Consider the following 14,046-nt stretch of genomic DNA (forward strand, 5'->3'; position numbering starts at 1 on the left):
TATTGTCCAGCTCATGATGATAGGCTACCTAGTTTATCCCTCGTCAATGGCCCTATTATTAAGACATAAAACACGAATAAATTAGGAAAAAAATCAAAAAATTTCAAAAGCGAGAGGTTGTTTTATTATTTTTGATAACTTCTGTAATCGTCCAAGAGGACGTTCTCCTAATAACCCAGCGTAATTCTTTGGGATCTGCAGGATAATATGATCTGCTTTTTTATGCCACAATAAATGAGGTAAAATTCCTGCAACAGAAGCACTAAAAAGATGAGCAATACGCATAGTTTCGCCAAGAATACGTGCTTTTTCAATTATATTTTGAGTTGCTAATTGAAAAATGGGAAGAGATTCTTTATCAACCAATAAACTCGTATTGCGAAAAAAAACAGCAAGTGCCGCATAAAGGCGCCCTTCATGAGAAATTCCTGGATAAGATCCTAAAGCTATTTGATTTGCTGCTTCATTGCCTCGATAATCTGGATGTATACGCCAACCAATATCCGCAAGAAGACAAGCGGCTTGACGATAACGGCATTCATTTTCGGTTTCTGAAATTCCAAAAACTTCAAAAGCATTCGTCGTAAAATCAATGAGTTCTTCTGCTTGTTTTGGTGAACGTGCCCGTAAAATAGCCATTTCTGTGCATGCTGCAATGAGAGGGTCTGAAAGTCGAATCGCCTGCGGCAATCGTGAATAAAGAAAACCTTCACGAACGCCAGCACCAGAAAAGATTATCTTTTCAAACTCCATACACTGAATGAGTTCAATAAGAACTATTGCCCCATAAGATAAAAGTTTTCGACGATTCTGAGAAACCGCTGCAATCCCTCTCATATTATCAATATTGCCACGTGCTACAAGACGTAAAAAGTTCTCCATTTCAACGGCATCAACTTCATAGCCATGCATAACAGGGAGCCGATAGTGTTTCATTGCCATATGGAGTTTTGCCAAATTACGCCATGTCCCCCCTACTGCATAAAAATAACGTGCTATACCTTTACGAGCACGAACAACAGACGATTTATAAAATTGCTCATGTACAATTTTTGTAGCTACAGCACTATCATTATTTGACATATACTGTAGCCTTAAACCACCCAATGGGAGCGTTATCCCTTCACCAACATCAGAATGATCAATATCAATCAGCTCAAGACTTCCACCACCAAGATCCCCAGAAATACCTTTTGGTTGATAAAAAGTAGACACAACTCCATATGCTGAATACATAGCTTCTTCACTTCCTGAAAGAAGATATATTTTATTTTGCAAAATATCTTCAGCATGCTGAATAAACGCTACGCCATTCTGTGCATCTCGTGCTGCTGCTGTTGCTAAAGTATAGACCTCATCTGCCCCAATCTGTCGACAAAGCGTACGAAACCGTTTCAGTGTTTGCAACGCCATTTTCATCGATTTTTCTTCTAAAAATCCTGTTTTCGCCACACCATGACCGAGACCACAAAGAATCTTTTCATTAAATAAAACTGTTGGTGATCGAACAAGCCCCTCATAAATAACCAACCGAACAGAATTTGAGCCAATGTCAATAACAGCAACAGGCTTACGCCCTTTTAACCGACCTTGAGCATCTCTATATGTCATTGGATTTTAGTCTTTATGTATTTCGGCTTGTTGCCGATGCAACGCAACCAAGCGCGAAACAGAAGACTCAAAAGACTCATTTTCCCCCGCAAAACTTGTATTGGCCATAAAATACTCCTGCGCATTAAATAGACTTTCACCTATCTGCGGTGTAATACGTTTTGATGTTCCATCCTTAAGTATATCAAAGCTTTGTTGATTATCAATGATATTAGCTAACATAATCTGTAAAAGAATTTTGTGACGCACTATTTTATTAAAAACCGGAACTAATATTTCAATACGATAGTCCAAATTACGAGGCATCATATCAGCAGAGCCTAAGTAAACGAGTGCATTTTCATTAGGCAAATCTTGACCATTCCCAAAACAAAAAATGCGACTATGTTCAAGAAAACGCCCAACAATTGATTTTACACGAATATTATCCGAAATTCCTAGAATACCAGGCCGTAAACAACATATCCCCCGCACAACCAAATCAATTTGCACCCCTGCTTGACTGGCACGATATAAAGCATCAATAATTTCAGGATCAACCAATGCATTAACTTTCATCCAAATAGCAGCAAACCTTCCCTGTTGTGCATGAACAATTTCTCCCTCAATATGCTCTAAGATACGACCACGCAATGTTAAGGGTGAAAAAGCAATCTTCATTGTTTCATTTGGACGCTCATATTGCGCAATATAATTGAATAATAACGCAACATCATGAGCGATATCATCATCCGTGGAAAAAAAAGAAAGATCGGTATAAGTTTTAGCATTAATGGGATGATAATTTCCTGTTCCAAGATGAACATAAGAGCGAAGACGTTTTCCCTCACGTCTTACAACCAATGACATCTTAGCATGCGTTTTTAATGCAATAAAACCAAAAATAACTTGAACCCCAGCACATTCAAGATCCCGGGCCCAACGAATATTTGCTTCCTCATCAAAACGTGCTTTAAGTTCTACCAAAGCAGTCACAGACTTTCCCTGTTCAGCTGCTTCAATCAAAGCGCCAACAATTGGACTATCATTTGATGTACGATAAAGTGTTTGTTTTATTTCTACAACATCAGGATCGCAAGCAGCTTGACGTAAAAATTGGACAACAACATCAAATGTCTCATAAGGGTGATGAATCACAATATCATTTTCACGAATAGCCGCAAAACAATCCCCATGATGTTCACGAATACATTCTGGAACACGAGAAATATAAGGAATAAATTTAAGATCATCGCGGGGAATAGAAACAATTTCTGATACCGTATTAAGCGCTAAAAATCCGTCAAGGACATTAATACAATTATCAGGAACAGCGAGACTATTCGCTATAAATTGGCGTAAACTCTCTGGCATTTTTGCGTCAAACTCAACTCGAATAACCTGCCCACGGCGCCGCCTTTTTAGAGCAGTTTCAAAAAAATGAACAAGATCCTCAGCTTCTTCTTCTACTTCAATATCGCTATCTCGGATTATTCTAAATGTACCAATTCCTTTAACCTCATAGTTAGGAAATACATGTTTAATAAAAAGGCAAATAACATCTTCAGATGCGATAAAACGAAAATGATTACCTTCTTGAGGAAGAAGAACGAAACGCCTTAAAAGCATTGAAATAGACAACAATACTGTGTGTGAATTCTGATCAGTTTCTCCAGACAATTGAAGCCCAATAGAAAGCCCTAAATTAGGAATAAACGGAAAAGGATGAGTAGAATCAACAGGTAAAGGTTTTAAAACAGGAAAAATTGTCTCAAGAAAATATTTTTCAAGCCATGATTTTTCAATTTCTGAAAGATCATCAGAACAAATAATTTCAATATCATTCTTTTTTAATTCATCACGTAAAACATTCAATTCTCGTAGTTGGTGAGCCTGCAGCTTTGAAATCTCAGCTAATACAATATCAAGTTGTTCCTGTGGAGTGTGCCCATCTGCACTGCACGCTGTAACGCGAGCACGAATTTGAGCTGCTAGTCCTGCAACACGAACCATAAAAAACTCATCAAGATTTGCAGCTGAAATAGAAAGAAATTGTAGACGTTCTAATAAAGGATGTTTCGAATTAGCCGCTTCCATCAAAACACGATTATTAAATTGTAGCCATGAAAACTCTCGATTAATAAACCGTACCGGATTTTTCATTGTTATATTCGATATAGAAATTTTATTTACCACCCTCTGTTCCATATATCCTAAATAATTTTCTTTTATATTTTCTAAAATCCTTGACGAAATATCTCACATAACATTTGATTATGTTATCATCATAATAATATATCAATGCCTAACTTCCCTCATCATTTTTCCATTTAATATTTAAAAATACTTGGAATTATTGCTATGCGCAAAGCACTAAAAGTAAGACAACTATTCTAATATAGCATAAAAGAGTAAAAATTTGTCTTAAAAAGCAGCTTGCATTATTATACGCTTTATTACAAACTCACGCCTATAAAATAGAAGAGCCCAATCATAGCTGATGAGAAAATTTATTCTGGAGTTTGTACGCCATGGCTGATCACAACATTCCTCATTTTCAAAATGACCTTGGATATAAAACAATCGAAATTGGTGTGAAAGAATTTATGTGTGTAGGCGCTACACAACCATTCGATCATCCTCATATCTTTATCGATATGGGAGCAGCAGATGAGAAAATTTGCCCTTACTGCTCAACCCTTTATCGTTATGTTCCCTCGCTATCATACGATCAAACAAACCCAACAGGATGCTTATATCATCCAGAAAAGCTATTATAATTGCGTTTTTTGGCTTTCTTAATAACCCCTCTTTTAATTCTGCTTGTTTAATATGAAATCATTTGTGGAACAATCACCCATCATCGTTGGAGGAGGAATTGCTGGTTTAAGCACTGCTTTAGCACTCGCTCATAAAGGAATTGCAAGCACCATTATCGAAAAGTGTAAGCAACTTGAAACGATAGGCGCTGGTATTCAACTGACACCAAATGCAACATCTATTCTTGCTCGCTGGAAACTTCTTAACAAACTCACTGAAGTCGCGACAATCCCATATTTTTTTGAGTTAAAAGATGGATTATCTTTAAAAATACATCTACGGGCTCATCTTATTAATCTAACAGAAAAATATTGGAAAGCCCCTTATATGACGATTCACCGCGCGGCTTTACAAAAAATTTTATATAATGCAGTGATTGAAAATCCTTTGATCAAATACAAAGCAGGCGAAACGATTGTATCTTCTACCCAATCGGCAACCAACATTAAAATCACGACAATAAAAATAGATACGGCAACAGAACAGCTTTATTCAACGCCCCTCCTGATCGGATGTGATGGCGTTTGGTCAACATTACGGCAACAATCTCCTTTTCATGAAAAAGCAAATTTTAGTGGCTTTATTGCTTGGCGTGCAACAACAACATCTGATAATCTTCCTCAAAACTTTCGTTCTTCATTGCAAAATATGAAGACAATTACGGCTTGGATGGGACCCAAAAATCATCTTGTTGTCTACCCCATTCAATCGTCAGAAAAAATTTTTAATTTTGTCGCCATTACGCATGGAGAAAATTCAAAAGAAGGATGGGCCCATAAAGGAGATAAAGAAAAACTCAAATCTCTTTTTAAAGATTGGAATTCAAAAATCTTACAAATCTTCGATCATATTGATGAATGGAGTTATTGGCCACTTTTTCAAATGAAACAAAATCGTTTTATCGGTTTAGAGAGACAAGTATTTGTTGGCGATTGCGCACATGCTGCCTTACCTTTTGCAGCACAAGGCGCCGCTATGGCAATCGAAGATGCCGCCACATTAGCAAAAGCACTTTCATTGAAAGATTTTTCATTAACGAAAGCACTTTCGCTTTACGAAACAACACGCACCCCGCGTATTGCAGCAGTAAAAAAACGCGGAGATTTCAATAGATTAGCCTATCACGCAACCGGTCCCATAGCAATTGCACGCAATCTCATGATGAAAATTCGTACACCAGAGAGCATTATGTCAGATCTCAATTGGCTTTACATGTATGATGCGATGAATTCTATAAAAAATAATGATAAAAACTTATAAAATTCTTCCGGCACTTTGAATATTACGAAAGAACGAGATTTTTTTAATTTTATGACACTAAAAAATATCATAATTTACTCTAATAAAAGCAATATTTTTCGAAACCTACAATCCGATTTTAAAAGCTTAATTTTTAGCTCTCCTAAAAGCAAAAACACCACTCAAAATCAGCTCCCATCTTTAATCTTTCTTTAACTCAATTCTACATCAACAACACCCTGAATTAATTTCATAGCATTTGCGACATGTGAATTTACCTTATATCGCTTAGGAAGCGCAATTTCGACTTCTCGCAATCCATCCTCTTGAATTAAAATAAGCCCAACCTCTCCATTCCCCCCAAGATTTAAATTTTGTTCAATTTGTGGAAGCATATCAACTGTTTTTATAAAGAGACGCATCATTTTATGCTGTTGTAATGATTCATTTTCCAAAGACTGAATTGTTTCAATTCGCAAACTAACTCCTTCAGAACGATTTTCTGCGCTCACCGTAATAATAAAAGATTTTCCGGGTTCTAGCATCTCTTCATAATCCGAGAGTGCCTCAGAAAAGAGAACTGCTTCATATTGTCCACTTGTATCAGAAAAATGAATAATTCCCATTTTTTTACCAGATTTTGTTTTGCGCACGTTTTTTGCCACAACAGTTCCAGCAAGCCGTGCAGCCGTTGCTCCCCCTTTAACGGCATTAGCAAAATTACCCCAAGTCTGAATGCGTTTTTTGTTTAGAATAGCTTGATATTCCTCCAAAGGATGCGCAGAAAAGTAAAAACCTATAGCTTGAAATTCTCGATAAAGTTTCTCAGCCGGCAACCAAGGGGTTGTTTGCGATAAAATCAATGGTTCTTTTAATCCGCCTGCCATTCCAAATATATCAACCTGCCCGCTAGAATTGTCATCGAGAATACGAAGTGCACGCGCATGAAGGGTTCCAAGATTGGCTAATAAAACCTCACGTGCAATGTTAAAACAATCAAAAGCACCAGCACAAACTAAACTTTCCATCGCACGCTTATTAACAATACGAGGATCAACACGCGCACAAAAATCTTCCAAATCCTTAAAAACCTTATTCCCACGACAAGAAACAATATGATCTACAACAGTTTCTCCCACACCTTTAATGGCAGCAAGAGAATAATAAATACAGTTATCACCAACCTCAAAAACACGATGAGATGTTTGTATAGAAGGTGCAATAACTTCAATACCCAACCTTAATGCTTCACGCCGAAAATCATTGAGCTTATCTGTATTCGTCATATCATATGTCATTGAAGCAGCTAAAAACTCAACGGGATAGTTTGCTTTCATATAAGCTGTTTGGTAAGAAACAATTGCATAAGCAGCAGCGTGCGATTTATTAAAACCATAATCGGCAAATTTTGCTAAAAGATCAAAGATAATATCAGCTTGATCTTTATCCACACCACCTGCAACGGCTCCATTAACAAAACGCGTACGCTGTTTTTGCATTTCAGCATGAATTTTTTTTCCCATAGCACGACGTAATAAATCGGCTTCCCCAAGCGAATAGCCAGCAAGCACCTGAGCAATCTGCATCACCTGTTCTTGATAAACAATAACACCTTGTGTTTCTTTGATCAGATGATCTATTTTAGGATGAATAGAAGCAATTTCCTCTTCCCCATGTTTGCGTGCATTATAGGTTGGAATATTCTCCATTGGACCTGGACGATAAAGTGCAACCAGCGCAATAATATCTTCAATACGGTCTGGCTTCATTCCAATCAACGCCTTGCGCATACCAGAACTTTCCACCTGAAACACGCCAACCGTTTCACCACGTGCCATCATAGCGTAGGTTGCTTCATCATTCAGAGGAATATTTGATAAATCTATTTTAATCCCCTTTCTGGCAACAAAATCGACTGCCATTTTCAAAACAGTAAGCGTTTTTAATCCAAGAAAATCAAATTTTACCAGCCCCGCTTGTTCAACATATTTCATGTTAAATTGTGTAACAGGCATATCAGAACGAGGATCACGATACATCGGGACAAGCTCCCAAAGTGGACGATCTCCGATAACAATCCCAGCAGCATGAGTTGAAGCATGACGATAAAGTCCCTCCAACTGAAGCGCTATATCTAATGCGCGTCCAACAACGGGATCTTTTTTCTTTTCTTCTTCAAATTTAGGTTCATCCTTAATAGCATCTGCTAATTCTACCTGACTTCCTGGGGTGGCAGGAATTAATTTTGTAAGATAATCCACCTGACGATAAGGAACTTCTAAAACACGCCCCACATCACGCAAAACTGCACGTGCCTGTAACTTACCAAAAGTAATAATTTGAGCAACTTGATCACGTCCATATTTTTTTTGAACATATTGAATAACTTCTTCGCGCCGCTCTTGACAAAAGTCGATATCAAAATCTGGCATCGAAACACGATCTGGATTCAGAAAACGTTCAAAGAGAAGAGAAAACCGCAAGGGATCCACATCAGTAATCGTCAATGCATAAGCAACAAGTGAACCAGCACCAGAACCCCGGCCTGGTCCAACGGGAATGTCATGAACCTTTGCCCATTTTATGAAATCTGAAACGATAAGAAAATATCCAGAAAATTGCATACGCGTAATAACTGAAATTTCATAATCAAGCCGCTGTTCATAATCTGCAATCGTATACCCTTCAGCCAACCCTATTGTTTCAAGCCGAATCTTCAAACCATCTTTAGCCTGATTTAATAACTCACTATCTTCTATTTCTAAAGTAGTTTCTGAATTAACAGATTGTTCTATAAAACGAGGCAATATCGGTTTTCGAAGAGGCGAGGCAATATGACAACGCAATGCAATTTCAACACTATTTTCCAAAGCTTCTGGAAGATCAGAAAACAGTGTAACCATTTCATCTTGTGACTTCAAATAATGATCTGGTGTCACACGTTTGCGATCTGGATTAGAGACAATTTGTCCTTCTGAAACAGCCATCAGCGCATCATGCGCTTCATACCCTTCTCTTTGCAGAAAAAAAGCTTCATTCGTTGCTACAAGAGGAATTTCATGCGCATAAGCCAATTCAATAAGATCAGCTTCTACTCTCCGGTCATAAGAGCCATGCCGTTGTAACTCCACATAAAGACGATCAGCAAAAGATTTTTTCAAATAAATTAAGCGCTCAACAGCATGTTCTTTTTTCTCTTCTGCCAAAGAAAGATTAATAGGTCCTCCCTTTCCACCCGTTAAAGCGATTATGCCTTCACTGTGTTCTGACAACCAATCAGCTTTAATATGAGGAGGATCAGTATCACACTTATCAAGATAAGCACGGCTCACAAGACGAACCAAATGAGCATAACCGGTTTCGCTAGCAGCCAAAAGAACAATAGAGCAAAAATCTGAAGGATTACGCCATTTAGCCAAACGTGAATGATCATTTTCATCACAAAAATCAACAGTAAGCTGACAACCAATAATAGGTTGGACCCCATGAGAAAGACAATGCTGTGAAAATTCCAAAGCACCAAATAAATTATTGGTATCGGTAATAGCAACCGCTGGTGCATGATCTGAAATCGTCTGTTGAATAATTTGGGGGATTTTTAAAGCCCCTTCGAGCAAGGAATAAGCTGAATGCACTCTCAAATGAATAAAGCGAGGAAGAGAATTTTTGTTCTCTTGCATTTGCATTTTATTTTTTACCACTCTCACAATTTCCCACTACAAAATAAATGCTAAACAGCACCCCTTATAAAAGAAAAAACTTCTGTTTATCATCAAACTTTAAAGCTATAAATTCATCATCCTACATAGGAGCAATATCCCAATTTTATTAATATTTATAAGAGAGTTCTATCAAGAAAATGCTTCTATTCACAGCAAATAAACACCTAAAATAAAAAGAAAAACAATATACCTCATCTAAGCACTTTAATTTTTGACCATTTAATTGTATTTTTCTTTAAATATTAATTTCTCTTCCTAAAGTTCAATGTGTAAATAAAGCAACCTCCTCTTTATGACTTTATCCCCAAAAAGCTCTTCTAAAGGTCTAGAAAAAACAAAAAGGGCAGGTTAAATTTGCTCATGCCTCCAAGTCTTCTTACCCCACTTTTTAATTCTATCCGAACTCTTTCTGGTATTACACCTAAAGTCTATGGTTTATTGACCAAACTCTTAGATGTTAATCCCACACAACGCGAAGCAACCCTTATTGACCTTCTTCAATTAATGCCCCATTCCGTTATAGACCGCAGAATGCGTCCCAACATTACTTGTGCAAAAGAAGGAGATACTGTTACGCTCGAAATTATCATCGATCAACATCAACCACCACCCCGTGGTCACAACCGAATTCCCTATCGTGTTATTGCCCATGATCACACAGGAAAAATAAATTTAGTCTTTTTTCATGCTCAACCTCTTTGGCTAAAAAAACAACTCCCCGAAGGAAAAAAAGTCATTATATCAGGAAAAGTTGAATGGTTTAATGGACAGCTTTCAATGGCGCATCCAGACTATATTGCCCCAAGCGAACAATCAAATCAGATACCTCTGATCGAACCTGTCTATCCCTCTACTGCCGGACTAACTGTAAAGACACTAAGACGCGCCATACAAAACGCTCTTGATTTTATTCCTCTTCTACCAGAATGGATAGATGAAAATGTAAAAAAGCAGCAAAATTTTCCTTCTTTTTCCGTTGCTTTACGCCGTATCCATGCGCCCATTAACCCCAATGATCTATCCTTAGAAAGTACAGCACGCAAACGTCTTGCCTATGATGAATTGCTCGCTTGTCAATTGGCACTAGGACTCGTGCGTTTGAAAACTAAATCTCTTGTTGGCACTTCTCGACCATCAACAGGAATTTATACTAAAAAATTGCTTAATATCCTCCCCTTTCAACTCACAACCGGACAAAAAAAAGCAGTAGAAGATATCGCAAATGATCTTGCTTCACCAGAACCGATGCTAAGACTACTTCAAGGTGATGTAGGCGCAGGAAAAACTGTTGTTGCATTGATGGCAATGGCACAAATTGCTGAAAATTCAGGACAATCAGCTTTAATGACACCAACTGAAGTGCTTGCTAGGCAACATTTTGCCACCATCGCTCCTCTTGCCGAAAAGGTCGGATTACAAACAACGCTTTTAACAGGACGAGAAAAAGGGAAATTGCGGACAAATATCGTGAATGATATTCTGTCAGGTCAAGTTTCTATTGTCATCGGAACCCATGCTCTCATACAAAACAGTGTTACTTATAATAATCTCGCTTTAACCATTATCGATGAACAACACCGTTTTGGTGTCCATCAACGTATCGCTCTTACAGAAAAAGGCAATAAAGCTGATATGCTGGTTATGACCGCCACGCCCATTCCGCGCACACTTGTCTTAACAGCTTTTGGTGATATGGATGTCTCTAAAATTACCGAAAAACCAATGGGACGACAACCCATTACAACAGCAACGCTTTCTTTGAAACGTCTTCATGAGCTTATAGCGAGAATCGCAATTGCATTAGAAAAAGGAGAAAAGCTCTATTGGATTTGTCCTTTAGTAGAGGAATCGACAGCTCTTGATCTCACTTCAATTGAAAACCGCTTTGCATTTCTCCATGAGCGCTTTGGAGCACACGTTGGTATGATCCATGGAAAAATGTCTACAGCAGAAAAAGAAGCCGCTATGGCATCTTTTAAATGTGGAAATACACGTATTTTAGTTGCAACCACAGTCATTGAAGTGGGAGTAGATATTCCAGATGCTTCGATCATTATCATCGAACACGCGGAACATTTTGGCCTTTCACAATTGCACCAATTACGTGGACGTGTAGGACGAGGCGATAAAAAGTCTTCCTGCATTTTGCTCTATAAAGATCCACTGACTAAAACAGCAGCAACACGCCTTAATATTATCCGCAATACAGAAGATGGTTTTGAAATCGCTGAAGAAGATTGGCGCCTACGAGGCGAAGGAGAGCTTTTAGGTACAAAACAATCTGGAGTCCCTGAATTTCATATAGCAAACCTTGCAGTTCATAGCGATCTTTTGTCAATGGCAAGAAAAGATGCTCGTTTATTTTTACAACGCGATCCTCATCTTTCTTCTGAGCAAGGACAAGCTTTACGGTTGCTCCTTTATCTTTTCGGACACAACGATGCTGCACGCCTCTTACGAGCAGGATAACAAAGACCCTCTAATAAAAAACTTAAATATCTCTCTGTTCAAATATGGTTTTTTCTTAGAATTACCCATAAATGATCTACGCAGTCTCTTACCATCTTTATGCTTCATGAACGAATAACAAATCAACTGCATTAAAACAGTAGAAGCAATATTGCGTCTTTTTTTACCATTATGTTCACATAGCTGATCCATTTTTTGATAGGTAAGAAGATATTTTTCGTTTTATCGTAAAGGATTGAGAAAGAAAAAAACTGTCTACAGCATTCTCGTTCAACAGAGAAAATGAAAAAATAAGTTTCATTATAAATCAATTTCTTACACTTGATTATTCTCCAAAAGATTCAGAAATATACTTTTATTCAACCGTGACTGATTTTGCTAAATTACGGGGTTGATCAACATCTGTTCCTAATAAAACAGCCGTATGATAAGCGATTAACTGAACAGGGAGTGCATAAATAATAGGAGAAATAAATTCTGGAACATCTGGCAAAGTGATCGTTGATAAAGTCTTAAGACAAGCCACATCTGCTCCTTTTTTATCGGTTATTAAAATAATACGACCATTACGCGCTACCACTTCTTGCATATTAGAAAAAGTTTTTTCAAACCACCGATCATAAGGTGCAACAACAATAACGGGTATTGTCTCATCCACCAGAGCAATTGGTCCATGCTTTAATTCACCTGCCGCATAACCTTCAGCATGAATATAAGAAAGCTCTTTCAGTTTAAGAGCTCCCTCCAAAGCAATCGGATAAGAAGTTCCACGTCCCAGATAAAGAACACTTTTTGCATTCACCAAATCACGACAAATACATTCAATTTTTCTCTCTAATTTTAAGACCTCATTTAAAATACGTGGAACTTCTGCCAACTGTTGAACCAATTGCTTTTCTATTTGAGCCGAGAGATAGCCACGTTGTTTAGCCGCACTAAGAGCGAGTGAAGCAAGCGTTGCCAATTGACAGGTAAAAGCTTTTGTTGAAGCAACACCTATTTCCGGTCCAGCAAGTGTTGGGAGAATAAAATCAGCCTCCCTTGCCATTGTTGATTGCTCTACATTCACAATTGTTGCTGTTTTTACACCCCGCTCACGACAATAACGCAAAGAAGCCAATGTATCAGCTGTCTCACCAGATTGAGAAACAAACAGCGATAACACATCAGACGTTATAGGAGGTTCACGATAACGAAACTCCGAAGCAACATCATTATCAACACTTAAAGCGGCAAATTTCTCAAACCAATAGCGCGCAACTAAGGTTGAATAATATGCCGTTCCACAACTCGCAAAAAGAAGCCGATGAATATTTTTCCAATCAATCAAATTCTTAAGCGGTCGAACGACATAATTTCCAAGATCAAGATAATGTGCCAAATTATGAGAAATCACTTCAGGTTGTTCAAACATTTCCTTGTGCATAAAATGACGATGATTACCCTTAGAAATCAATAAAGCCCCTTCAAGTAATGTCGTCACAGGACGTTTGACCGGTTGGTTATTAGCATCATAAATTGTAACACCTTCCCGTGTGAGAACAGCCCAATCCCCATCTTCCATATAGCTAATATAATCAACGAATGGTGCCAAAGCTATGGCATCTGACCCCACAAAAAATTCATCTTTTCCATAACCAATTGCCAGAGGTGGACCAGAACAAGCCGCAATCATAAGGTTATCTTCACCTTCGAAAATAAGAGCAATAGCAAAAGCCCCCTGCAGCCTTTTCCAACTGGTACGTATGGCTTCTTGCGGAGAAAGACCATCTTTTAATGCACGCGTTATTAAATGTGCAATAACTTCCGTATCCGTCTCTGTTTCAAAGATACAACCATCCTCTATGAGTTCCTTTTGCAGTTCTACAAAATTTTCAATAATACCATTATGAACAATCGCAAGCTTTTCAGTCACATGGGGATGCGCATTGCGTTCAACAGCAATTCCATGCGTAGCCCAACGGGTATGACCAATCCCTAAACTTCCCTCCAGAGGTGTTTTTTTTAATTTTTCTTCTAAATGAACAAGCTTCCCCTCAGCACGTACACGATAAAGATGCCCATTATGGACCGTTGCCACCCCAGATGAATCATACCCTCTATATTCAAGACGTTTTAACCCCTCAACCAAAGAGGACGTAACACACCTCTTTCCAAGAACTCCAATAATTCCACACATTAAAAAGCTCCAACCCACATCTTAAGA

The 14,046-nt window shown here is 38.1% G+C and carries 7 protein-coding genes; 3 read left to right on the forward strand and 4 right to left on the reverse strand.

Annotated features, from left to right (window positions below):
- Window positions 1-93 precede the first annotated feature (93 nt).
- Both ppx and ACFINW_RS03280 read right to left on the reverse strand, forming a co-directional pair.
- Entirely contained in the window at window positions 94-1,611 is a 1,518-nt protein-coding gene (ppx, locus tag ACFINW_RS03275) for an exopolyphosphatase (protein ID WP_375611538.1), read from the reverse strand.
- 6 nt (window positions 1,612-1,617) lie between these two features.
- A complete protein-coding gene (locus ACFINW_RS03280) occupies window positions 1,618-3,798 on the reverse strand; it encodes an RNA degradosome polyphosphate kinase (RefSeq protein WP_375673791.1) in 2,181 nt (726 codons plus the stop codon).
- Window positions 3,799-4,121: 323 nt separating this feature from the next.
- On the opposite strand from ACFINW_RS03280, the gene ACFINW_RS03285 reads away from it, so the two are divergent.
- Complete coding sequence (locus ACFINW_RS03285) at window positions 4,122-4,370, forward strand: zinc-finger domain-containing protein (protein ID WP_375623967.1); 249 nt, start codon at window positions 4,122-4,124, stop codon at window positions 4,368-4,370.
- 52 nt (window positions 4,371-4,422) lie between these two features.
- Window positions 4,423-5,670, forward strand: coding sequence for an FAD-binding protein (locus tag ACFINW_RS03290; RefSeq protein ID WP_375630173.1), 1,248 nt, complete (start codon window positions 4,423-4,425; stop codon window positions 5,668-5,670).
- A gap of 191 nt (window positions 5,671-5,861) precedes the next feature.
- Here the strand turns inward: ACFINW_RS03290 and dnaE are convergent, their stop codons facing one another.
- Complete coding sequence (dnaE, locus tag ACFINW_RS03295; RefSeq protein ID WP_375640542.1) at window positions 5,862-9,329, reverse strand: DNA polymerase III subunit alpha; 3,468 nt, start codon at window positions 9,327-9,329, stop codon at window positions 5,862-5,864.
- Window positions 9,330-9,731: 402 nt separating this feature from the next.
- Here dnaE and recG point away from each other — a divergent pair, with 402 nt between their 5' ends.
- Entirely contained in the window at window positions 9,732-11,840 is a 2,109-nt protein-coding gene (gene recG, locus ACFINW_RS03300; protein ID WP_375640443.1) for an ATP-dependent DNA helicase RecG, read from the forward strand.
- A 355-nt stretch (window positions 11,841-12,195) separates the two neighbouring features.
- Here the strand turns inward: recG and glmS are convergent, their stop codons facing one another.
- Window positions 12,196-14,019, reverse strand: a complete 1,824-nt coding sequence (gene glmS, locus ACFINW_RS03305; protein WP_375640447.1) for a glutamine--fructose-6-phosphate transaminase (isomerizing) — start codon at window positions 14,017-14,019, stop codon at window positions 12,196-12,198.
- Window positions 14,020-14,046: the final 27 nt, after the last annotated feature.

It is taken from the genome of Bartonella sp. AA18HLJMS (assembly GCF_042197245.1).
GTDB lineage: Bacteria > Pseudomonadota > Alphaproteobacteria > Rhizobiales > Rhizobiaceae > Bartonella.

What these genes read in the sequence shown, in the direction of transcription:
- ACFINW_RS03285 (WP_375623967.1), top strand. Translation starts at nt 4,122, where the DNA reads ATGGCTGATCACAACATTCCTCATTTTCAAAATGACCTTGGATATAAA.
- ACFINW_RS03280 (WP_375673791.1), bottom strand. Translation starts at nt 3,798, where the DNA reads ATGGAACAGAGGGTGGTAAATAAAATTTCTATATCGAATATAACAATG.
- ppx (WP_375611538.1), bottom strand. Translation starts at nt 1,611, where the DNA reads ATGACATATAGAGATGCTCAAGGTCGGTTAAAAGGGCGTAAGCCTGTT.
- glmS (WP_375640447.1), bottom strand. Translation starts at nt 14,019, where the DNA reads ATGTGTGGAATTATTGGAGTTCTTGGAAAGAGGTGTGTTACGTCCTCT.
- ACFINW_RS03290 (WP_375630173.1), top strand. Translation starts at nt 4,423, where the DNA reads ATGAAATCATTTGTGGAACAATCACCCATCATCGTTGGAGGAGGAATT.
- recG (WP_375640443.1), top strand. Translation starts at nt 9,732, where the DNA reads ATGCCTCCAAGTCTTCTTACCCCACTTTTTAATTCTATCCGAACTCTT.
- dnaE (WP_375640542.1), bottom strand. Translation starts at nt 9,329, where the DNA reads ATGCAAGAGAACAAAAATTCTCTTCCTCGCTTTATTCATTTGAGAGTG.